Below are 23,931 nucleotides of genomic sequence, written 5' to 3'. Positions count from 1 at the left end.
ACCTCTATTCTCGAAGTAATTTCGAGCGATATTTCTCTGAAGATAGATTTCTTAACGCCAAGCATTCTTCGTCCGTTAAAATTCTAGGGCCACCAAAAATTGTACTAATGGTAAATACTTTGGCCGATTCCTCTGTTAGTTGCATGAAAAAATACGCTTCCTTCATTGTTTTCCCGACAGTTAGTACACCATGATTCCTCATAATCATCACATCATGATCCAAAACAAGTTCAGATACTTTCTCAGCCAATTCATGAGTAGTTGGAATGACGTAATCGATATAACCAACCTTTTTCACCATAGCAGGGAAATCCGGAAAGAGTGGTGGAATGTTTTGTCCTGCTGAGGATACGCCTACCGAGTAAGTTGGATGTGCATGTAGAACAGCTTGAATCTCATGATTATCTCTAAAGCATGTTAAATGCATTAAAACTTCTGATGAAGGGCGCAAATCTCCCTCGATTTCACCGGACTCAATATGAACCTTAACCCATTCTTCATCTGCTATTTCTTTTAAGTCATAACCACTTGGAGAAATATACATATACTCCCCATCTCTCATACTTAAATTGCCACCCGCACCAACCACTAAACCACTTTGCACTAATTCTATTGCGTACTTTTGTAGATCTTGAATTACACTAGTCATCCAATCACGCCCTCCCTTTTTAATGTTGTTTGGAATTCTTCTAGAATCGCTACTTGTTCTAGCATGGAATCGAAAGAATAGGGCTGAAACTCCCTTTGCTCAATGCTTTTTTGGAAATGTTCAATTTGATTTTTATAGGCATTCCCCTCAATATGTTGCGAGCTTAGTTGCCCATTTTGAATCAATTGAATAACTCCAAAATCCTGATTTAAATCTGTACGAAAGGCAAAGGGTAATCTGAGACTACCTTCTGTTCCAATTAGATCGACTGATTGTGAAAACTCACCTAAAAAACTGCAGTCGATTAGTCCAAGAATGCCATCTTCATATTGCACTTGAATTGTTAAATGGACATCCACATTACTTTTACGCCCTTGCAGTACATGGTATGTAACTACCTTTTTATCAAGTAAAAATTGTTGGACATTTATACAATAACAGCCGATATCATACAAAGTACCACCACCAAGATTGGGATTTACACGTATATCATCTGTCCAATTTTCTAATGTAAAATGAAATTGACTTCTAATAGTTAATACTTCGCCTATTGCGCCTTCTTCTAATAGCTTTTTAGTCTCTATAATTTGTGGATGAAAACGATACATAAAAGCTTCCATCACTTTTACTTTTTTCTCGATACTTTTTTGTTGAATTATTTGAAGTTCTTCTAGCGACAAGACTATTGGCTTTTCGCATAATACATGCTTGCCATGCTCAATTGCTTTCATAATCCATTCGAAATGAAAACTATTAGGTAACGCAATATAAACTGCATCAATTTCGTCCATATCAAGGAGCTGATTGTAATCATTCAGTGTATAGGGTATCTGAAATGCTTGTTGGATTTCAGTTAAATCTTGGCTACGGCTTGCGATTGCAAGAATATTTCCCCCTGCTTCTTGGATTGCTGGCATAACATAGTTTTTAGCAATAGTCGCTGCACTTAAAATGCCCCATTTAATCGTCAATTGTATGCCCCCTTTAGAAAAGGGCTGTTTTTACAGCCCTTATTAACCTTTAATAAATAGATTTTTCTTCAACTAATTTATAAGAAAAGTAGATTTATTTAGAAACACCAATAATTATTCGTAAATCGCTGCTTTAATTTCATCCGTGTCAATATTGTCTTTGTCGTACCAATAGAAACCAGTATCGATTGATTTTTCAACACTCTCGCCTTTGATTGAAGCAACTGCAGCTTTAACAGTTTCATAACCAATACCAACTGGATTTTGAGTTACAGCTCCTGCCATTAATCCACTCTTAATCGCATCAATTTGCTGTTTACCTGAGTCAAAACCAACAACGACAATTTTGCCTACTTTATTCATCTCTTGTACTGCGTTTACTACTCCAATTGCAGAACCTTCATTAGAGCCGAAAATGCCTTTTAAATCCGGATGTGCTTGCATAATAGCTTTTGCCAAGTCAGTTGATTTCAAATGATCACCATCACCATATTGAATATCAACTATTTTAATATCTGGATATTTACTTTCGATTTGCTCTTTAAAGCCATCTCTACGACCTTTACCAGTTAATGAAGTTTGATCTTGTACGATTAGGGCAATTTTCCCTTTGCCACCTATAAACTCGGCCATCTTATCAGCTGCTAATGCTGCAGCTGCTTTATTGTCCGTAGATGCAGTTGCAACAGGGATTTCACTTTCCACACCTGAGTCAAACGCAACAATCGGAATATTTTTTTCCTTAGCTTCATCTAATAACGGCACTGATGCTTTAGAATCCAATGCCGCAAAGCCTATAGCAGCTGGTTTTTTATCTAAAACTGCACGTAACATTTCAATTTGTTTATCAACTTGCGCTTCAGTTTCGGGACCTTCAAATGTAATTTTTACATCAAACTCATCAGCAGCCTTTTCAGCACCCTGTTTTACAGCTTGCCAAAATTGATGTTGGAAACCTTTTGATACAATCGCTACATAAGGTTTATCAGAGCTTACTGGTTCTTTTTCACCTTCACTTGTCGCTCCCTCTTTATCATTACATGCACCAAGTAACATCGATACTGCTAATAATCCACCTAGAAAAATCGATTTCTTTTTCATTTCTTTGCCCCCTTTGTTTAATTTATATCAAGTCTAGAACGACCTCATATCACACTTAGCTTTTACCCCTACGTAATATATCCATGTATACCGCTAAGATAATAACAAAACCAATCACTACTGTTTGCCATTCTTGTGGAATTGATAATACTCGTAATCCATTCGTCAAGACACTCATAATTAATGCACCGATAATAGTTCCGATAATAGTTCCTTTTCCTCCACTAAGCGAAGTACCACCAATTACAACAGCAGCAATTGCTTCTAATTCATACCCTTGACCTAATGCAGGTTGAGCAGAATTTAATCGTGATGCCATTAACACGCCTGCGATACCTGTAAAAGCACCCGCTAGTGTATAAATCGTCATTTTCCAGTAATCTACATTCACGCCAGAAAGCTTTGTTGCATCCTCATTACTACCAATGGCTAAATTAAAACGCCCCAATATAGTTTTAGATAAGATAATTGCTGCTATAATGCCAAGGACAAAGAATATTAATACAGCATTTGGAATATTGACGCCTGGAATAATTGAACCTAAAGCAATTTTTGTAAACATAGGCTTATCTGTAAAGTAGATTGGCGCAGCCTTTGATATAACTAACGCTAATCCTTTCGCTATCATCATCATCGCCAATGTTGCAACAAATGGTGGTATTTTTAATTTAGTAATGGCAATACCACACAGCAAACCACAAAGTGCACCTGTTAAAATACCACCAATGACACCGATTACAATTGGCAGATCTGAATTGACGACAATTATACCCGTAATCACAGATGACAAGGTCATGACAGTTCCTACAGATAAGTCAATTCCTCCTGTAATAATGACAAAGGTTGCACCTAGTGCTAATATCCCTATAACTGCCGTAGATAACAATATTCCCACTATGTTACTCCATTGCATGAAACTGGATGATGCAAACGAGAAAAAAATAACCAATACTACTAAACTACTAAAAGCTAGAACTTGTTGTAATGTATTGGATGGAATTCCCTTATTCTTTTTCTTAGTCACTGTTATTTGATCTAATGTATCCGCTTTCATATTATCCCTCCCTAACCTTCACGGTATGCTGTAGCTAACTCCATGATTTTCTCCTGGTTCGCTTCCTCTGAATTTAAAATCCCCGTAACTCGGCCTTCTGACATAACGACAATACGATGACTCATTCTTAATACTTCTGGCAATTCAGATGAAATCATAATAATGGACTTCCCTTTTTCCGCTAGCTCATCTAGTAATTTATAAATCTCACCTTTGGCTCCAACATCGATACCTCTTGTTGGTTCATCAAAAATTAAAATATCACAATCACGTAGTAGCCATTTTGCAATTACAACCTTTTGCTGATTCCCCCCAGATAAAAATTTTATCTGTTGATTAATTGAAGGCGTTTTCACTTTTAAGCGCTCGACATACTCCTCTGATACCTTTGCTATATTCTGATTATTAACAAACCCAAGTGTTTGATAATCATTTATCGAAGACATGACTATATTTGTCTTTACATCCATATCAACAACAAGACCTAAATGTTTCCGATCTTCAGATAAATAGCCAATACCTTGTTTAACAGCGCGACTAGGTGATGTTATTTGCACCTTTTTCCCATGTAAAATAATCTCCCCAGTCCTTATCTTATCAACTCCGAAAATAGCATTTGCCACTTCTGTTCTACCAGCACCCATTAAACCTGCAAAGCCAAGAATTTCTCCTTTTTTGAGTTCAAAAGAAATATCCTTTAAATTTGTATTGGTACTAACATTCTTTAATTCTAGAACAGTATCTCTATTACTATCTGAAATAGTTGGTTTTGATTCAATATAAAGCTCTCTTCCTACCATCAATTGAATCACTTTACTCATTTCCGTTTCCTTCGTATTTAGCGTTGTGATATACTCTCCATCTCGCATTATCGTAATCCGATCTGAGATTCGTTTTAACTCATCCATCCTATGGGATATATAAATAATTCCAACACCACTGGCTTTTAAATTATCAATAATTTCAAACAGTACATCTATTTCCGCATCTGTTAATGCAGTAGTGGGCTCATCCATAATTAAAATTTTCGAATCGAATGATAGCGCTTTCGCAATTTCAACCATTTGCTGTTTTGCAACTGTTAAATCCTTTACTTTTGTTTTCCCATTTAAATCTATGGAGAGTCGTTTAAATAATTCCCTCGTCTTATTATGTAATTCATGATCCTTTATAAAGAAGTTTAACAACCCTCTTGGTTCTCTACCGATAAAAATATTTTCAGCGATAGATAAATCTTTCATTAAATTTAGTTCTTGATGAATGATCGAAATACCTAATTCTTGTGCTTGCTTAGTAGATGTAACATTAATCTTCTGACCTTCTAGAAAAACTTCACCATCATCTTTTTCATATATCCCCGTTAGAATCTTCATCAGCGTTGACTTTCCAGCACCATTTTCTCCGACTAAAGCCAATACTTCACCATGATGTAAATCAAGTGATACATTCGAAAGAGCTTTAACTCCTGGAAAGCTCTTTGAAATATTCTGCATCTCCAACAGCTTACTCATTCATTCACCTCTTTTATTTGTATTTGTATTTGTTTTTCTTTGTTTATGTTGATTATAAGAGACATTTTATTCGAAATCAACAAAAATAATGAATATTCAGAAAATATTTTATCCAATTATTACTCTAGTACGTTCATCTACAATCGATTGCAAATAGTCTACATTTGCTTTTTGATCTACAATTAAGCAATCCAACACTGATTTATCTTCGATATAAGCAAATGATTTTTGATTAATCTTTGAAAAATCGAGTAATAAAATGACTTGCTCGGACATTTTAATCATCTCTCGTTTGACGTTAGCCTGTTGCTCATTCGAATCACTGATGCCCCAGTCCTTATGGAAACCTTTGCATGAGAAAAACACTTTATCTACATAGAAATGTTCAATTGAACGGATAGCTGTTGGTCCTACTAGTGATAAGGACGTTTTCGATAAAGTACCACCTGTCATGATGACTTGAATTTTGGATCTATTCGCCAATTCACTTGCAACTAATAATGAGTTTGTAAGTACCGTAAGTTCCATATTTGGAAGTAGCTTCGCTAAATATAGAGCTGTTGTACTTGCATCTAAAAAAATAATATCCTGTTCATCAATAAGAGACACTGCTACTTTGGCAACATCCATTTTCTCATTTCTATTCAATACTTGACGATCATTAAAAGGAATTTCATCATCATCTGAATCATCCATGGCTACAGCACCACCATGAGTCCGCTGAAGTTTATTTTTTGCTTCAAGCTTCTCTAAATCTCGGCGAATTGTTTCCTCTGTTACAGCAAATAGCTTACTCAATTCATTTACTCTTACGTTTTTCTTATCATTAATAATTTGAACAATTTTTTTATGTCTTTCAGGCACTAACATATTCAACACTCCTATCCTTCAACAATGACACCTTTTTTTAATATGATATTGGCATATAATGCTTTTTCACTTGTAGTCACAATTGCATACGCTGTTTTCGCACGTTCATAAAATGATTCCCTTGATAAATATTCTGCTTTAAAGACATTCTCACTTTTTGTTACAAGTTCTTCGTATTCCTTCCAAATTTGTGGACGTTCAACTTCTTCACCATGCATCATTAAGCAAATCGGATTTTCAACATAAGTGTCTAATGGCATTAAGAACAATATCCCTTCCAAAATGGATGGTATGTCATTTCCATCTAATCGCACTATTTTATCATTATGTGAGGCTGCTGGAAAATTTCCATCCGCTAGAACTATTTCATCACTATGCCCCATTTCCATCAAAACTTTTAATAGTTCAGGCGAAATACAGGATTTTATATATTTTAACATGTGGTTTCTCCTTTGTTTATGTCCTATTTTTTTGTTTTATTTGATAATACCAAATATTTTCAACAATTCAAACAAAAAATACAAAAATATGAAATTAATAAAAAAAGAGTCTTATAACATTTGTAATTTAGTTACAACTCTTTCAAGATCCTTTTATATATTTGCTTCATGTTATTTATTTGTTCCTATTATAATAATTTGAATCTCAATACTAGATATCTATTTTGACATGCATATCTCTTTTAGTTTCTTAAATAGCAGATTCCTCTAAACTAGCAATCAAAGTGTACAACCATTTTCACGATCATGTCTTTACTTTACTAACGATTACACTCTAAAAAAATGCACAAAAATAAACCGAGAAATCACAAGGATTTCTCGGTTTAGGTCATTTGCAATTTAAATCAATCATGATGTTGCGTGTTTTGAACGTAGGGATTGTCTAGGAAATTAAATTACCACTTACGTTTACGTGCAGCTTCTGATTTCTTTTTGCGTTTTACGCTAGGTTTTTCATAGAATTCGCGTTTTCTAACCTCTTGAATTGTACCACTTTTAGAAACAGTACGTTTGAAGCGGCGAAGAGCATCTTCAAGCGATTCGTTTTTTCTAACGACAGTTTTTGACATCTCTCTTTCCCTCCCTCCGAACACACATCAAATACGAACATTATCATAAGCAAATATGTTAATGCTGTGTACTAAAAAATTATACCTTATTGATACAAATTGGTCAATACTCATGCTCGAATTAATATTCAGAATCTGATTTTAATCCGTTCATAATTTTCACACCAGAGCTTGCACCGATTCTAGTAGCCCCAGCTTCAACCATAGCTTCTAGATCTTCCAGACTGCGAACACCACCTGAAGCCTTTACACCCATTTCTGGTCCAACAGTTTTGCGCATTAATGCTATATCAGCTGCAGTTGCTCCACCAGTTGAAAATCCAGTAGAAGTTTTCACAAAATCAGCGCCTGCTTCTTTAGATAGTTGGCAAGCAACTACTTTTTCTTCGTCCGTTAGCAAGCAAGTTTCGATGATAACTTTTACTAAAGTACCGTTAGCTGCATCAACAACAGCTTGAATATCAGATTTAACAACATCAAGTTGACCTGATTTAAGGGCACCTATATTAATCACCATATCGATTTCACTAGCACCATTTGCAATAGCATCTTTTGTTTCAAATGCTTTTGTAGCGCTTGTTTGAGCTCCTAATGGGAAACCGATAACAGTACAAACAACTGATTTAGCGCCTTCAAGATGTTTTGCTGCATCTGCTACCCATGTAGGATTGACACAAACCGAAGCAAAATCATATTTTTTAGCTTCTTGACAAAGTGTTGCAATTTGTTCTTTTGTCGCTTCAGGCTTTAATAGTGTATGGTCAATTAATAACGCGTAGTCTTTAGTCATGAATGAAAACTCCTTTTATTTAATAGATGTACGTACCTCTTTATTTTACCACGGATTATAGTTTTCTTTCCACTGTTATGTGAAACATTAGCCAACTGCTATAAATCAATTGATTTTGATTAAAAAAGTCATGCCATTATATTAAATGGCATGACTTTTTTAATCATTATATATATTATCTCCACAAGTACAGTTTTATACTGTATCGTTTAAAATTTAGTACAAGGAAAGTAAGTAACCTTACTTATTTTAACATCCCCTATGTTAAAATTATTTTTGTGAAGCTGCCCAAGCATTTTGATCTTCGATTGTTGGGTTTGCAATATAATGCCCACCTTCAATTTGAAGTGTTTGACCAGTCATGAATTTTGATTCTTCAGAAGCTAAGTATACTACTGCATAACCGATATCGTCTGCTTCGCCGTGATATGGTAGTGCATGATATTTTGTATAGATATCTAACAATTCAGCAGGCATATTATTTTTTGCAGCTGGAGTTAAAATAAGACCTGGTGCAATTGCGTTACAACGAATTTTATCTTTACCATACTGAGTTGCAATATATTTAGTCATGTTCACAACACCTGCTTTAGTAGCGCCATAAGCTGTACGGATTTGGTCACTAGCAAATGCAGCCATTGAAGCTGTGTTGATAATAGAACCTCCACCTGCTTTTTGCATATGAGGAATTGCATAACGGCTACCAAGTAATACTGATTTTAAGTTCACGTTAACTAAACGATCCCATTCATCTAGGTCAATATTAACAACATCTAAATCTTTATGAATATTTGTTAAACCAACGTTATTAAATAGTACTGTAATTGTACCGTATTGCTCAACAGTGAAATCCACTGCTTCTTCTACTGATTTTGCATTACCTGCATCCAGGAATACTGCTGAAGCTTCATATCCTTCTTTTACTAAAGCAGCTGCATGCTCTTTTGCACCTTCTATATTAAAGTCAGCAATAACTACTTTTGCGCCTTCTCTAGCCATTAATGTTGCTGCTGATAAACCAATTCCTGATGCTCCACCTGTGATAAGAGCTACTTTACCTTCTACACGTTTCATGAAAAATTCCTCCTGTAATAAGCGAAAATATAAGTATGTAATAACAAAAGCCTATCATACTCTTAATTTATCGTTATATTATAACCTAACACTATTTATTTTAACACTATAATATTTATAATTAAAACAATATGCGTTTATTATTTTTAGTTTTTCTCAAAAGTAAAACCCCGAAAACGAAATTACATTCCGTTTTTGGGGTTTATCAATTTTATAGTTATTTATCTAGTTTAGTTTGCTTGTACTTCTTCTAATACACGCACAAATTGACCTTCAGAAGACGGATAACCAGCTTTTGTTACTTTCACTTTTACTAGTTTACCGATCATGTCTTCATTGCCCTCAAAGATAACTTTTAAATAATTGTCTGAATAACCAGCGTAAAGCCCTGCATCTTTTCCCTCTTTAATGCGTTCTTCAGGAATGATTTCTAATACTTCATTTTCAAATTGAGAAGCATATTCTTTAGCTAGTTGATCGTTTAGTGTTAATAAGCGGTGTACACGTTCATTTTTCACTTCTTCGTCTACCTGATCTTCCATGCGGGCTGCTGGTGTTCCAGTACGTTTAGAGTATGGGAAAACATGCAGTTCAGCGAATTTGTGATTATTGATGAAGTTATATGTTTCCATAAATTCTTCTTCTGTCTCACCAGGAAAACCAACGATTACATCAGAAGTAACTGCTAAATGCGGTAACACTTCACGTAAACGGTCTAAACGCTCACCGAAGAATTCCATCGTGTATTTGCGTCGCATACGCTTAAGTACAGTGTCAGAGCCCGATTGAATAGGAATATGTAAATGATTTACGACGATATTAGAATCGCGTAAAACTTCTATCACTTCATCGGTTAACTGACTTGCTTCAATCGAACTAATACGTAAACGTTTTAAGCCTTTTACATTCTCTTCTAAGTCACGTAATAGTTGCGCTAGATTATAATCTTTTAAATCTTGTCCATAACCACCTGTGTGGATACCTGTTAAAACAATTTCTAAATAACCTGCATCTACAAGTTGTTGTGCTTGATGCACGACTTCTTGTGGATCACGAGATCGCATTAGACCACGCGCCCAAGGGATTATACAGAATGTACAGAAGTTATTACAACCTTCTTGGATTTTCAATGACGCACGAGTGCGGTCAGTGAAATAAGGAACGTCTAGCTCTTCATATACTCGGTTTTTCATAATGTTACGTACAGCATTGATAGGCTGACGTTCATTTTTGTATTGTTCAATATAGCCAATCATTTTCGTACGGTCTTGCGTCCCAACTACAATATCTACACCGGGAATAGCCATAATTTCTGCTGGAGAAGTTTGAGCATAACATCCTGTTACGCAAATAACGGCATCTGGGTTTTGTCTTATTGCACGACGAATAACTTGGCGACTTTTCTTATCTCCTGTATTCGTAACTGTACAAGTATTAATTACATAGACATCTGCCTGATGATCAAATTCTTTGCGTTCATAACCTTCATCTTTAAACAGTTGCCAAATTGCCTCTGTTTCATAGTGATTCACTTTACATCCTAATGTATGAAAAGCCACTGAAGACAAGGCTCGTCACCTCTTTCATTCAAATTCATAAGAAATTGCGGAAAGAACATACAGTGGTGCTGTTTCCGCACGTAAAATTCTTGGTCCTAGTGAAATACATTGACATCCTAATCCTTGTAAAGCCGTAGCCTCTTTTCGAGAAATACCGCCTTCAGGACCAAATATAACAAGGATTGACTTATTTTCATATACCTTTTTTAATTGATCAGCAAACCGAGTTCGTTCTAGTTGCTTTGCATCCTCTTCATCGGCTAAAAAGACAACGTCAAATTCAGGTACTTTTTTTAGTAACTGCGTGAAGTTCACTGGCTCTTCAATTGTCGGGATATGCGTACGATGCGATTGCTCAGCTGCTTCCTTCGCAATTTTCTGTAAGCGCTCTTGCTTCTTTTTACCTTTTTTCCCATCCCATTTGACGATTGATCGTTCTGCTTCAAAAGGAAGTAAAGCATACATACCAAGCTCAGTTGCCTTTTGGACAATTAAATCTAGCTTATCGCCCTTTGGTAAACCACAAGCGATCGTCACTTGAATAGGTAGTTCTGGTGAAGGCAATACATTGTCGGTTTTTTCTACCTGAACACCATCTTCAGTATAGTCCAAAATACGACTAATTGTTGCCTCACCATTATGAACTACAATGATTTCATCGCCTACACGCATGCGCATTACTTTTGTTATATGATGCGCATCTTCACCACTAATTATGGCTAATTGATTGTCAAAGGATTCATTTATAAAATATCGTTGCATAGTAACACTCCATCAATTTACTGATTTTCGTGATATAATTGCTACCCAATCTTCCATCATCATTACTTCTTCGATAATAAAGCCTGCTTTTTCAAGAGATGCTTTCACATCATCCTTCTTCGGTTCAATTATTCCTGAAGTAATAAATAGGCCGCCTGGTTTAACAATTGTATAGGCATCATCTGTGAAGGTCATAATTACTTCAGCTAAGATATTCGCAACTACAACATCCGCAGGTTCTTTTACAGTATCTAATAGATTCCCTTGCATAACATCAATAGAGTCTTCAACCTTATTTAGCTGAACATTTTCAATTGCAGAGCGTACCGCTACTTCATCTAAATCAAGTGCATGAACATTCTTTGCTCCAAGCAAAGCTGCTCCGATAGCTAAAACACCAGAGCCAGTACCAACGTCTACTACTGAATCCGTATCTTTTATTGTTTTTTCTAATGCTTGTAAACATAATACAGTTGTAGGATGAGTTCCTGTACCAAAGGCCATACCAGGATCAAGTTCAATGATTAGCTCATCACTGTTTACAGGTTCATACTCTTCCCAAGTTGGTACAATTGTGAAACGGTTAGAAATTTTCACCGGATGATAATACTTTTTCCATGCAGTTGCCCAATCTTCCTCATTCACTTCATTGATTGTCACTTCGTTGTGACCAATATTAATGTCATAGTTTACCAGATTATTAATAGCAACTTTAATTTCTTCAACAGTTTCACCTAAAAAACTTGTTTCAGCTAAATAAGCTTTTACAATGACACCATCCTTAGGAAAATCTTTTGGATTTAAAGCGTAAATCTCACCAAATTGATCTGCACGTTCTTTACCATAATCCTCTGAATCCTCTATTACGACACCACTTGCTCCAGCTTCGTGTAGAATATTCGAAATCGCTTCAACCGCTTCACTCGTTGTATGGATGGATACCTCCGACCATTTCACTTGTAGCCAACTCCCTTATTCACCTTTAAATTTGTTTTTAATTTTATCAAACAATGTGCTACCTTGCTCTTCTGGAATATCTCCAGAAATACTAGCAAATTCGCGCAATAATTGTTTTTGTTTCTCAGTTAATTTCTTCGGTGTTACAACGCTTACGATTACATGTTGATCGCCAGTGCCATAACCATGAACGTTTTTGACACCTTTTCCTTTTAAGCGGAATCTGTCACCAGATTGTGTACCTGTAGGAATCTTCATCTTCACTTTACCATGAACTGTTGGTACTTCGATTTCATCACCAAGAGCCGCTTGAGCGAATGTAATTGGTAATTCTAAATAAATATCATCACCATCACGTTCAAATTTATCATGTGCACGAACATGGAATACGATGTATAAGTCACCTGCTGGACCACCGTTAGTACCCGCTTCACCTTGACCACTCACGCGCAATTGTTGACCATCATCAACACCTGCTGGAATCGTAACTTTGATTTTTTTACGTTTTTTAACTGTTCCTGCACCGTGACAAGTTGAACATTTATCTTTGATAATTTGGCCAGTACCTTTACAGTAACCACAAGTACGACGGTTTACCATTTGACCAAATGGTGTTGAAACTGTCTCATTTATTTGACCTTGGCCATTACAGTGAGAACATGTGTCTTTTGAAGTACCTGGTTTTGCACCAGATCCATGACAAGTATCACAAGTTTCATCACGAGGGATTTCGATTTCAGTTTCTTTACCAAATACTGCTTCTTCAAAACTAATTGTCATGCGATATTGCAGATCATCGCCTTTTGTTGGTGCATTCGGATCACGACGACGACTTCCGCCACCACCGCCAAAGAATGAACTAAAAATGTCTTCGAAACCGAAGCCATCTCCGCCACCGCCACCAAATCCTTGGTTTGGATCTTGATGTCCGAACTGGTCATAGCGTGCTTTTTTCTGGTCATCACTTAATACTTCATAAGCTTCAGCAATTTCTTTAAATTTTTCTTCTGCCCCAGCCTCTTTATTCAAGTCAGGGTGATATTGTTTAGATAATTTACGATAAGCTTTTTTAATTTCGTCTTTTGATGCTGATTTTTGAAGGCCTAAGACTTCATAATAATCTCGTTTATTCATTTTTCACACTCCGCTCCGTTTGCATAAAATATATTGTAACATGGAAAGAACAAATGGCAAAAAACATTGAAAAAAGCCAAAGCCCGAGGCGGTCTTTGGCTTCTTTCAAAACAACAATGCATACATTAATATACACTATTCAAGCGCCATTAAAGATGCGCTCTATTTTTTAGCATTATTTGTTATCGTCAACTTCAGTGAAGTCTGCATCAACTACACCGTCATCTTTCTTATCAGCTGTTGGGCCTTGTTCGCCTTGTGCAGCTTGTTGTTGTTGAGCTGCTTGCTCATACACTTTCATCACAAGTGGTTGAAGAATACCTTCTAATTTTTCTTTAGAAGTTTTGATGCCTTCGATTTCACCAAGTTCAATTGCTTTTGTTAGCTCTTCTTTAGCATCTTCTACTGATTTTTTCTCATCTTCAGTAATTTGTTCACCAAGGTCAGCGATTGTTTTATCTACTTGGAAAACAAGTTGATCTGCTTCATTGCGAAGTTCAGCTTCTTCTTTACGTTTTTTATCTTCTTCAGCATGTAATTCAGCTTCTTTTACCATACGTTCGATATCTTCATCAGATAATGAGCTATCAGATTGGATAGTAATTGTTTGTTCTTTTTGAGTTCCTAGGTCTTTAGCTTTAACGTTTACGATACCGTTTTTATCAATATCGAATGTTACTTCGATTTGAGGGATGCCACGTGGTGCAGCAGGGATATCAGAAAGTTGGAAGCGACCTAAAGTTTTGTTATCAGCAGCCATTGGACGTTCACCTTGTAATACGTGAATATCTACAGCAGGTTGGTTATCTGCAGCTGTTGAGAAAGTTTGTGATTTAGAAGTTGGGATTGTTGTATTACGATCGATTAATTTAGTGAACACGCCACCCATTGTTTCGATACCAAGTGATAATGGAGTTACGTCAAGAAGTACAACGTCTTTTACATCACCAGTTAATACGCCACCTTGTACTGCAGCACCCATAGCTACTACTTCATCTGGGTTTACACCTTTATGCGGCTCTTTACCTGTTTCTTTTTTCACTGCTTCTTGTACTGCAGGAATACGAGTTGAACCACCAACAAGGATTACTTGATCGATTTCTGAAGCAGATAATCCAGCATCTTTTAATGCTTGACGAGTTGGGATCATAGTACGTTCAACTAAGTCAGCAGTAATTTCATTGAATTTTGCACGAGATAAAGAAACTTCTAAGTGTAATGGACCAGCTTCACCAGCAGTGATGAATGGTAGTGAAATTTGAGTTGTTGTTACACCAGATAATTCTTTTTTCGCTTTTTCAGCAGCGTCTTTCAAACGTTGTAACGCCATTTTATCTTTAGCTAAATCAATACCGTTTTCTTTTTTGAATTCAGCAACTAAGAAATCGATGATTTTTTGGTCAAAGTCATCTCCACCAAGAGCATTATCACCAGCTGTTGCTTTTACTTCAAATACGCCATCACCTAATTCAAGGATTGATACGTCGAATGTACCACCACCAAGGTCAAATACTAAAACAGTTTGATCTACATCTGTTTTTTCTAAGCCGTAAGCAAGTGCTGCTGCTGTTGGTTCGTTGATAATACGTTCAACTTCAAGACCAGCAATTTTCCCAGCGTCTTTTGTAGCTTGACGTTGCGCATCGTTGAAGTAAGCAGGAACTGTAATAACAGCTTGTGTTACTTTTTCACCTAAATAGTCTTCAGCAAAGTCTTTTAAATGTTGTAAGATCATTGCTGAAACTTGTTGAGGAGTATATTCCGTACCTTCCACATCTACTTTGTAGTCAGTACCCATATGACGTTTAATAGACATGATTGTGTTTGGGTTTGTAATTGATTGGCGTTTTGCTACTTCACCAACTTGACGTTCGCCGTTTTTGAATGCTACAACTGATGGTGTAGTACGTGCGCCTTCTTTGTTAGCGATAACGATTGGTTCGCCACCTTCTAATACTGATACACATGAGTTTGTAGTACCTAAGTCAATACCGATAATTTTGCTCATTTCATAGTCCTCCTAGATTTGATTCATTTTTTCATTTTATTTTTTTATTCATTAACTTTAACCATTGCTGGTCGTAAGATACGGTCTTTCAACTTATACCCCTTTTGGAGCTCTTGTAAAACGATTCCTTGCTCTTTAGAATCATCTTGTTCTTGCATAACTGCGTGGTGAATGTTTGGATCAAACGCTTCGCCTTCAGATGCTACAGGTTCTAAGCCTTCTTTTGTTGTTGCTTCTATTAGTGAACGGTATACCATTTCAATCCCTTTTTTCATGGATTCGGCATCTTCCGTTGTTGCCTCAACTTGTAAAGCTCGTTCGAAATTGTCTAATACCGGAAGTAATTCCGTTAACAAATTTTGCGCACGATACTTTTCTTGTGCTACGCGCTCAGTTTGTGCGCGACGTTTTAAATTGTCAAAGTCAGCACGTAATCGAAGGAAACGACTTTCTGATTCGTCCAACTTTTGCTCTAGAGCTGTGATTTCCGCCTGATGTTGTTCCTCAACTGTTAGTTCAGGTATAACTTCTTCAGCTTCAGCGTCTAGTACGTTTTCTTCTTGTTCATTTAATTGTTCTTCTACAACTGTGTTTTCTTCTACTGCTTGCTTTTTAAATTCATTTGCTTTAGACACTTTTCATCCTCCTATAATGTCGCTCTCTACCTCGGTTTTTGTGTCAGTTGGCGCGTTAAATCGCCACTCATAAAGTCGAGTAATGCAACGACACGTCGATAATCCATCCTTGTTGGCCCGATAATAGCTATTGAACCACTTTGTCCCTCACCTACCGAGTAAGATGCTGTGATAACACTGCAATCTTCCATAGCTAAATGATTATTTTCAGAACCAATACGGATTTGAATCCCAGATTGGTTCAACGGGAAAATGGATTGGATTTGAGTAGTTTTTTCCATTAGTTCCATAAGCATTCGTACTTTGTTTATGTCATGAAACTCAGGTTGATTGAACATATTCGTTTTGCCACCATAGAAAATTTTACCTTCTGATTGATGTGCTGTCACGTCTATTAATGACGAAAGTAATCCGTCATATGTCCCAAGATGTTGTTTTATAACCGCTGCTGTTTCAAGTTCGAGCTTCATTTGTAATTGCTCTAACGGAACGCCAATCAGTCGTTCGTTTAAAATGTTGACAACCTTCTCAATATCCGACGGTGAAAAATCCGAAGGTAAAGAGAAAATACGGTTTTCAACATGTCCATTATCAGTAACGATAATAGCGACTGCTGAATCAGCTGTTAAAGGTACAATTGAAAATCGTTTAACTTTGTGCAACTGCACATCTGGTCCTAATAATATAGATGTGTACGACGTCAATTCAGATAAAATCGTAGCTGACTTCCGAATGACTTGTTCAGTTTCCATAATCCGATCTTGGAAAACAGATTGGATTTTGTGAATCTCATTTGTTGTAATTATTTGAGGTTTTAGCAAGTGATCCACATAAAATCTGTAACCTTTTTCAGACGGAACTCGTCCCGATGAAGTATGCGTTTTTTCTAGGTAACCTAGTTCTTCTAAATCCGCCATTTCATTACGAATGGTTGCCGGACTAAAAGTAATGCCTTCCTTCTTCGAGATTTGTCGAGAGCCAACTGGTTGAGCTGACATAATGAAGTCATCTACGATTACTTGCAATACTTGTAACTGCCGATTTGTTAGCATGATCATCACCTCTGTTAGCACTCACTCAAGAAGAGTGCTAATACTATAATTAACTTATCAAATCTATTATTTTATGTCAACGGAAACGCATGTGTTTATAATAAAAATTCTTCAAAAACTTCATTTCCAACAAAACGACCTTTTTTCGTTAACTTTACAGCTACTTCATCATTCGAAATAAGACCTGCTGAAACAAGCAATTGCAGTTTTTCACTATAAACGCTTTCAATCGTACAGCCAAACTTCTCTTCAAAATGAGATTTCGAAATTCCAGCTGTTTTACGTAAACCTAAAAACAGTTCTTCCTCAATTTTTTCGTTATGTGTCACTTCATGCGTTTTTAGTATGGGTTTTTCACCGGATTCTAATGTACTTATATATTTTTTTAATGGTGCATGATTTGAATAACGAATGCCATTGACATAACCATGAGCTCCTGCACCAAAACCAGCGTATTCATCATTGTCCCAATAAATACGATTATGGATAGAAGAATGTCCATCTTTGGCGAAATTACTTATTTCGTATTGATGCCAGCCGTGTGCTTCCATTTGTTGCATCAATTCTTCATACATATCTGCCTCTTTATCTTCACCTGGTAAACTCAATTTCCCTTTGTTCATCAAGTTATAAAAAATCGTTTTAGATTCTACAATAAGCGAATAGGCTGAGTAATGTGGTAGATTTAAGTCAAAAGCAATTTTTAGTGTTTCTTTCCATTCATCCATCGTTTGACCAGGTAGTCCGTACATTAAATCAATGCTGATGTTATTGAAACCTACTTTTTTTGCTGCCTTAATTGTTTCAAAAACATCATCATTGGAATGAGTACGCCCTAGTTTTTTCAATAACTCTGGTTGAAACGCTTGTACACCAAGACTTAGTCGATTTACACCACCGTTAAAAAGCACTTCTAATTTTTCTTTCGTTAATTCATCGGGATTTGCCTCCGATGTGAATTCTGTTACATGTTCCATTGGAATGTACATCTTGATCAATGTTAAAAGTCTTGAGAGTTGAGCTGGTGATAAAGATGTTGGCGTTCCTCCACCTAAAAAAATTGTTTCTATATGACTGAAAGCTTTTTTGTCTTCAGACCATAATTTCATCTCCATACCTAATGCTTCTATATATTCATCCACCGGCTGGTTTTTGAAAAATACTTTATTAAAATCGCAATAATTGCAAATTTGATGGCAAAATGGAATGTGTATATAAACGCCTCTAGCCAATTTGATTCCTTCTTTCTTGTCGAAAACTGTCCGTTTTTTTGTAATTTAACTCATTAAACACGTAGCTTCATTCTATAGTATTTAAGTTAAAACGCAAAACAATGGAATTAATATCTCTTTTAAACATAAAAAAAGTTACAGCGATAATAATACCCACTGTAACTTCTCTACACTGCTTTTTTATATTTAATAAGCTCTTGCTCTTGCTGTATATTTGGTTCTACTTGTTTAAGTTCATTCAATTTATCTTGCATATGTGCCACTCGCGCCTCAAAAGCCAAAAGTTCAGCTTCTAACGTTGCCATTAAGCGATCCAAACGGTCGTTTCCATCACGATATTCGATTTGAACTCACTCCTTACATTTATTAATTCATAAATTCACTATATATATAGTGTTTACTAAGCTTATCAAATCTTTTGTATTTTGAATACCTCAAATATCACTTTTTAGCGAATAATGTCGAAATTTATCCAGATATTGTTTTACTTTCTTACTCTTATTATGTATTTACCCTTTTAAACCCACATTAAACCTAAAAATTGTTCTTTAAGAAAAAATATCTTAGTTTCAGTTTTAAATAAATAAAGCGGTTATGCAATATGGTGGATTAAACCTCCATGCTGCATAACCGCTTAATGTTCATTCATCATGCTGATAAATTAATATTATTTTTTAGGTGCGTCATCGTCCATTTTAAGTACAGCCATGAATGCTTCTTGAGGTACTTCAACTGAACCTACTTGTTTCATACGTTTTTTACCTTCTTTTTGTTTATCTAAAAGTTTACGTTTACGAGAAATATCGCCACCGTAACATTTAGCTAAAACGTTTTTACGCATCGCTTTAATAGTTGATCGCGCCACAATTTTTTGTCCTATTGCAGCTTGAATTGGCACTTCAAATTGTTGACGTGGAATAAGATTTTTTAACTTTTCAACGATGACCTTACCTCGTTCATATGCAAAATCGTTGTGTACAATAAAGCTAAGTGCATCGACTTGTTCACCATTTAAAAGGATATCCATTTTCATCAATTTAGATGGCTGATAGCCTATTAATTCGTAGTCGAAAGAAGCATAGCCTTTCGTACTTGATTTTAATTGATCAAAGAAATCATAAACGATTTCAGAAAGTGGAATCTCATAGTAAATGCTTACACGAGTTGAATCAATATAATCCATTGTCATAAAATTACCACGTTTGCGTTGGCAAATTTCCATAACAGCTCCAACATAATCGTTAGGTACCATAATTGTTGCTTTTACATATGGTTCTTCAATACGGTCGATTTTTTGTGGATCTGGCATCATTGACGGATTGTCCACTTGAACTTCAGAACCGTCTGTCATCTGCACATGGTAAATTACGCTAGGTGCAGTAGTGATCAGATCGATTTTGAATTCACGTTCAATACGCTCTTGAATGATTTCCATATGAAGTAAACCTAAGAAACCGCATCGGAATCCGAAGCCTAAAGCTTGTGAAGTTTCAGGTTCATATTGTAATGCTGAGTCGTTTAGCTCTAGCTTTTCTAATGCATCACGAAGATCATTGTACTTAGCAGTATCGATTGGGTATAAACCACAGTAAACCATAGGATTTAACTTACGATAACCAGCTAATGGTTCCGTTGCAGGATTGTTTGCTAAAGTAATTGTATCCCCTACGCGCGTATCCCCTACGTTTTTGATAGATGCAGTTAAGAAACCTACATCACCGACAGTTAGCTCTTTGCATAGTGTTGGCTTAGGTGTTGATACTCCAACTTCAACAACTTCAAATTCTTTTCCAGTTGCCATCATACGAATTTTATCGCCTGCTTTAACTGTTCCGTCTACAACTCGGATGTAAGTAATTACACCTCGATATGAATCATATAAAGAATCGAAAATCAAAGCTTTTAGAGGTGCATCAGGATCGCCTGTAGGTGCTGGTACTTTTTCAACAATTTGTTCTAAAATATCTTCAATACCGATACCTGCTTTAGCAGAAGCAAGTACTGCTTCAGATGCATCTAACCCGATGACATCTTCTACTTCTTGACGTACACGTTCTGGATCTGCCGAAGGTAAATCGATTTTATTAATAACAGGAAGAATTTCAAGATCATTGTCTAATGCTAAATATACGTTCGCAAGTGTCTGTGCTTCAATACCTTGAGCTGCATCGACAACTAAAATAGCACCTTCACAAGCTGCAAGACTACGAGATACTTCGTATGTGAAATCGACGTGTCCAGGGGTATCGATTAAATGGAATGTATAAATCTCTCCATCTCTAGCTTGATAATGTAATTGAACTGCATTTAATTTGATGGTAATGCCACGTTCTCTTTCTAAATCCATAGAATCTAGAAGCTGATTTTTCATCTCACGGGAAGTTAAACTTTTGGTAGTTTCCAATATACGGTCTGCTAATGTTGATTTCCCGTGGTCAATATGAGCAATAATGGAGAAATTTCTAATATTTTCTTGTCGTTTCAAACGTTCTTCTCTGTTCATGCGTGTCCACTCCTATATAAACTATTTTGAATTATAGCAGTGAACAGCTATTTTATGCAATATTATGATGAAGTTTGATTTGAAAATGCTTCCGAAATTGCTCTTGCTAAAATAGCAATAGTACGGTTTAATTCGTCTTCTGTATTATCTACTCCACCTAATTCAACGACTAGCAGGTTTTTCGAAAGATCTTGGTTATATATACCATTTACACCCGAACCTTCTTTTTTCATAACACCTCTAGAGATATTAGGAACTAGTTGATTTAATTGCGCAGATAATTGGTCCGCGTAGGCTTCATTAAATTTGTATTGTTTATTTTCAGCACCAAGAACAATAGCGATACGTGCGTACTTTTCGCCATCTAAGGTTGTGGTTGTAGCTTTTTTATTTGCTGAATCACGATGGATATCTAGCACCAAATCATATTCTTTTTTATCTAATTGTTTTTTCACATATGGCCTTACAGCATCATACGCTTTATATAATGATATATTTTTCTTCTGCATTTCTGTCATCGTATCAACTTCTAAAATATCAGTTGAGAGATCATTTTGTTTAAAATGAGCTTCAATGACTGAACCTAGTTGTAAAACATTAGTTGCGTTATGATAGGCTGTTATTTTCTGTTTTTGGCTTTTCAAAATAGGATAGTAAGCTTCATGGGAATGTGTGAAATATATTAGTGTTTTAAATGAAGCGTCCTTATTATTTATCAAAGCATTTTTTTCAGTGGCAGTATTGGCAGCATAGACTATTTTCGTATCTTGTTTTGATGATGTTGTTGTTGCCTCTTGTTGTGGCCAGATTGGTAACTTCACAGTAATAATTGGAAGCATAAAGAAAAAGCATAGAAGACCAATCCACATTTGCATTTTCCGTCGCATATAACATCCCCCTCCTCCTATCAATGTATGGAGGAGGGGAGCTAATTAGAACATTCTACGTACTTTCAATCCATTCCGTTAACGTATCAGAAATCAGATATGCATAGTTGTGTACCCACTCATCTATGTTTTTCGGTGTTACGAATAATCGGTCGTGCCCTACGAGAGACTCTTCAAATAGCTGTAGACGTTCTTCTTTCGGCCAAGTCGACCATTCACCAAAAATTGGTTTAATCACTTCTAAATCTACTTTTGACGTGTCTGATGGTCTCCATGGTGTTACGGACAAAGCGGAGGATGGACTATTTTTTTCCTGTATTTTGGCTGCAATAGATTGGAAAAGTGTATCGACAGCATCTGCGATAAGTACTGGCCCATCGACAACAGTCGGTAGGCCTATTGCAGTTACAGGACAACCAATTGTTTCTTTTGAAATTTCTTTACGCATATTACCTACACCAGATCCAGGATGAATTCCCGTATCTGTCATTTGAATGGTTTTACAAAGTCGGTTACTTGCTCTTGTTGCAAGTGCGTCTACAACAATAACTAGTTCAGGTTTTATTTGCTCAGCTAATGCTTTTATAAATGAACTCGTTTCATAGCCAGTCTGTCCTGTTACTCCGGGAGCATAAATAATACAACGCTCTTGAATGGATGTTGCACTATTTTGTAACTCATCAATAGCTAGCGGCCCTACTGCATCGGGTGTAATCGTCTTATTCCCTAGTCCGATGATAAGCACTTTGCCATCCTTGTTATCTTTAATAAAAGGATGAAGTGTTGTCAATTCCTCTGCTAAAACTTCTCCCAGTTGCTTGAACCCTTCCTCATCATCTGGTGTTAATGTCGGAACGGTAAAAGTAAAATAAGTCCCTTCTTTCTTTCCTATTTCTTCTGCGCCACTCGAATCAACATCTACACGTGTAATTTTAACGCGTCCGCGCTCTTCCTCTAATACCTTAATACCTGTAGATTCACGTAATGTTTCACGCTCTTCTGCGGTCTTATGATTAATAAATTCTTCCGTCTCATCTACTAAATCTGTTCGATACCATTTATTATTTTCCAAACTAATCACCTCACTTTTTATTTTGCTCTAACTGTCAAGTAAATATTCTTTGCATTTGATGCTTGATTTTTATACTATGATTTGCTAAAATGATGACTGTTGTATAGACACTTGAAACAGTTGAGAATTTACTCATCTCGATCCTTTTTAGGAGGTGAAAGTTAATGCCAAATATTAAATCTGCTATCAAACGCGTAAAAACTAACGCAAAAGTTAATGCACAAAATTCGCAAGTGAAATCTGCTATGCGTACTGCTGTGAAAAAAGCTGAAACTGCTTTAGTTGCTAAAGAAGATAACGCAAAAGAACTTTTAAGCGTAGCTGTTAAATCATTAGATAAAGCAGCATCTAAAGGCTTAATCCACAAAAACGCAGCTTCTCGTCAAAAAGCTCGTTTAATGAAAAAAGCTTAATCCATTATGGATTCAAAGGGACTAGAGATAATTCTCTAGTCTTTTTTTGTGTTTAAATTTTTATATTTTTCAAGAGTTACATTAAAGCATATTGTTATTAACGAAATACGAACAACTCCGTACAACTTGGCGACATAAAGTGATTTCGTATTAGTATACCGAAAGATCTTCAACACTATTTGTTGCTATTTGGATTCATGTAATCACCTTCGCATTATTTTATTCAAATAAACTCTAATTAACCATTTTCCATAAATCTTTCAATATAAGGAAATATTGTTATAATAAAAACTATAATTCATTACCAAAAGGTACTTCGTACGGTTTTAGGGACTTATTTGGAAAGAAGGTGTTGTGCATGGATATAACATTTATCTTCATTAGTTTTTACTTAACTCCAATTTTAAGCATTATTTTTTGTCTAAATCTCGTGGCAATCCTAAAAAAAATAAAGAGAGATGAAAAAACTGCTACGAATACATTTTGGCTTACAACATCATTTCTTTTGATTGTATGGAGTATTGCAGTAACAGCTATATTAGGTACATAAGGATTATTTAGCAAAAAAGTTCTTATAAAATTTAACGATTTATTCTTTTTATAGAAAATAGCAATTAAGACTTATAAA

24 protein-coding genes are annotated in these 23,931 nt (G+C 35.9%); 2 read left to right on the top strand and 22 right to left on the bottom strand.

The window, feature by feature from the left end:
- Positions 1–4: 4 nt before the first annotated feature.
- The 22 genes from BK137_RS05785 to gpr form a co-directional block, all read right to left on the bottom strand.
- Positions 5–649, bottom strand: coding sequence for a class II aldolase/adducin family protein (locus BK137_RS05785; protein ID WP_038187118.1), 645 nt, complete (start codon positions 647–649; stop codon positions 5–7).
- Positions 646–1,620 carry a Gfo/Idh/MocA family protein gene (locus BK137_RS05780; protein ID WP_051448768.1) on the bottom strand — a complete coding sequence of 325 codons (975 nt, stop codon included), beginning with the start codon at positions 1,618–1,620 and terminating at the stop codon, positions 646–648. The genes BK137_RS05785 and BK137_RS05780 overlap by 4 nt, the downstream gene beginning before the upstream one ends.
- A gap of 114 nt (positions 1,621–1,734) precedes the next feature.
- Positions 1,735–2,721: an ABC transporter substrate-binding protein gene (locus BK137_RS05775; protein WP_038187120.1), complete on the bottom strand. Its 987-nt coding sequence runs from the start codon at positions 2,719–2,721 to the stop codon at positions 1,735–1,737.
- 55 nt (positions 2,722–2,776) lie between these two features.
- Entirely contained in the window at positions 2,777–3,775 is a 999-nt protein-coding gene (locus tag BK137_RS05770; protein ID WP_051448769.1) for an ABC transporter permease, read from the bottom strand.
- Between the two features lie 11 nt (positions 3,776–3,786).
- Positions 3,787–5,286, bottom strand: coding sequence for a sugar ABC transporter ATP-binding protein (locus BK137_RS05765; protein ID WP_038187123.1), 1,500 nt, complete (start codon positions 5,284–5,286; stop codon positions 3,787–3,789).
- 108 nt (positions 5,287–5,394) lie between these two features.
- A complete protein-coding gene (locus BK137_RS05760) occupies positions 5,395–6,156 on the bottom strand; it encodes a DeoR/GlpR family DNA-binding transcription regulator (RefSeq protein WP_038187125.1) in 762 nt (253 codons plus the stop codon).
- 11 nt (positions 6,157–6,167) lie between these two features.
- Positions 6,168–6,596 carry an RbsD/FucU family protein gene (locus BK137_RS05755; RefSeq protein WP_038187128.1) on the bottom strand — a complete coding sequence of 143 codons (429 nt, stop codon included), beginning with the start codon at positions 6,594–6,596 and terminating at the stop codon, positions 6,168–6,170.
- Positions 6,597–7,051: 455 nt separating this feature from the next.
- Positions 7,052–7,225 (bottom strand): 30S ribosomal protein S21, encoded by a 174-nt coding sequence (gene rpsU / locus BK137_RS05750; RefSeq protein WP_004227078.1) that lies wholly within the window; start codon positions 7,223–7,225, stop codon positions 7,052–7,054.
- Positions 7,226–7,346: 121 nt separating this feature from the next.
- Positions 7,347–8,015, bottom strand: coding sequence for a deoxyribose-phosphate aldolase (deoC, locus tag BK137_RS05745; RefSeq protein WP_038187143.1), 669 nt, complete (start codon positions 8,013–8,015; stop codon positions 7,347–7,349).
- A 270-nt stretch (positions 8,016–8,285) separates the two neighbouring features.
- Positions 8,286–9,089, bottom strand: coding sequence for an SDR family NAD(P)-dependent oxidoreductase (locus BK137_RS05740; RefSeq protein ID WP_038187147.1), 804 nt, complete (start codon positions 9,087–9,089; stop codon positions 8,286–8,288).
- A gap of 230 nt (positions 9,090–9,319) precedes the next feature.
- Complete coding sequence (gene mtaB, locus BK137_RS05735; RefSeq protein WP_038187149.1) at positions 9,320–10,657, bottom strand: tRNA (N(6)-L-threonylcarbamoyladenosine(37)-C(2))-methylthiotransferase MtaB; 1,338 nt, start codon at positions 10,655–10,657, stop codon at positions 9,320–9,322.
- A 15-nt stretch (positions 10,658–10,672) separates the two neighbouring features.
- Complete coding sequence (locus BK137_RS05730; RefSeq protein WP_038187152.1) at positions 10,673–11,410, bottom strand: 16S rRNA (uracil(1498)-N(3))-methyltransferase; 738 nt, start codon at positions 11,408–11,410, stop codon at positions 10,673–10,675.
- 12 nt (positions 11,411–11,422) lie between these two features.
- Positions 11,423–12,367, bottom strand: coding sequence for a 50S ribosomal protein L11 methyltransferase (gene prmA, locus BK137_RS05725; protein WP_038187155.1), 945 nt, complete (start codon positions 12,365–12,367; stop codon positions 11,423–11,425).
- 15 nt (positions 12,368–12,382) lie between these two features.
- Positions 12,383–13,501, bottom strand: coding sequence for a molecular chaperone DnaJ (dnaJ, locus tag BK137_RS05720; protein WP_038187156.1), 1,119 nt, complete (start codon positions 13,499–13,501; stop codon positions 12,383–12,385).
- 175 nt (positions 13,502–13,676) lie between these two features.
- Positions 13,677–15,509: a molecular chaperone DnaK gene (gene dnaK, locus BK137_RS05715; protein ID WP_038187159.1), complete on the bottom strand. Its 1,833-nt coding sequence runs from the start codon at positions 15,507–15,509 to the stop codon at positions 13,677–13,679.
- A gap of 44 nt (positions 15,510–15,553) precedes the next feature.
- Positions 15,554–16,144 carry a nucleotide exchange factor GrpE gene (gene grpE / locus BK137_RS05710; RefSeq protein WP_038187160.1) on the bottom strand — a complete coding sequence of 197 codons (591 nt, stop codon included), beginning with the start codon at positions 16,142–16,144 and terminating at the stop codon, positions 15,554–15,556.
- Positions 16,145–16,170: 26 nt separating this feature from the next.
- Positions 16,171–17,196 (bottom strand): heat-inducible transcriptional repressor HrcA, encoded by a 1,026-nt coding sequence (gene hrcA / locus BK137_RS05705; protein WP_038187163.1) that lies wholly within the window; start codon positions 17,194–17,196, stop codon positions 16,171–16,173.
- 95 nt (positions 17,197–17,291) lie between these two features.
- Positions 17,292–18,428: a radical SAM family heme chaperone HemW gene (hemW, locus tag BK137_RS05700; protein ID WP_038187166.1), complete on the bottom strand. Its 1,137-nt coding sequence runs from the start codon at positions 18,426–18,428 to the stop codon at positions 17,292–17,294.
- Positions 18,429–18,595: 167 nt separating this feature from the next.
- A complete protein-coding gene (locus BK137_RS22215) occupies positions 18,596–18,745 on the bottom strand; it encodes a hypothetical protein (RefSeq protein ID WP_155981197.1) in 150 nt (49 codons plus the stop codon).
- 350 nt (positions 18,746–19,095) lie between these two features.
- Positions 19,096–20,931 (bottom strand): translation elongation factor 4, encoded by a 1,836-nt coding sequence (lepA, locus tag BK137_RS05695; protein ID WP_038187170.1) that lies wholly within the window; start codon positions 20,929–20,931, stop codon positions 19,096–19,098.
- A 62-nt stretch (positions 20,932–20,993) separates the two neighbouring features.
- Positions 20,994–21,818, bottom strand: a complete 825-nt coding sequence (gene spoIIP, locus BK137_RS05690) for a stage II sporulation protein P (RefSeq protein WP_038187173.1) — start codon at positions 21,816–21,818, stop codon at positions 20,994–20,996.
- Between the two features lie 55 nt (positions 21,819–21,873).
- On the bottom strand, positions 21,874–22,890 hold the full coding sequence (gene gpr, locus BK137_RS05685) for a GPR endopeptidase (protein ID WP_038187175.1): 1,017 nt from the start codon (positions 22,888–22,890) through the stop codon (positions 21,874–21,876).
- A gap of 164 nt (positions 22,891–23,054) precedes the next feature.
- On the opposite strand from gpr, the gene rpsT reads away from it, so the two are divergent.
- Entirely contained in the window at positions 23,055–23,303 is a 249-nt protein-coding gene (rpsT, locus tag BK137_RS05680) for a 30S ribosomal protein S20 (protein WP_038187177.1), read from the top strand.
- 358 nt (positions 23,304–23,661) lie between these two features.
- Positions 23,662–23,853, top strand: a complete 192-nt coding sequence (locus tag BK137_RS05675) for a hypothetical protein (protein WP_038187180.1) — start codon at positions 23,662–23,664, stop codon at positions 23,851–23,853.
- Positions 23,854–23,931 lie beyond the last annotated feature (78 nt).

It is taken from the genome of Viridibacillus arenosi (assembly GCF_001955655.1).
GTDB lineage: Bacteria > Bacillota > Bacilli > Bacillales_A > Planococcaceae > Viridibacillus > Viridibacillus arenosi.
The sequence above is the reverse complement of the archived record's forward strand: the minus strand, read 5'-3'. Positions and strand labels throughout refer to the sequence as shown.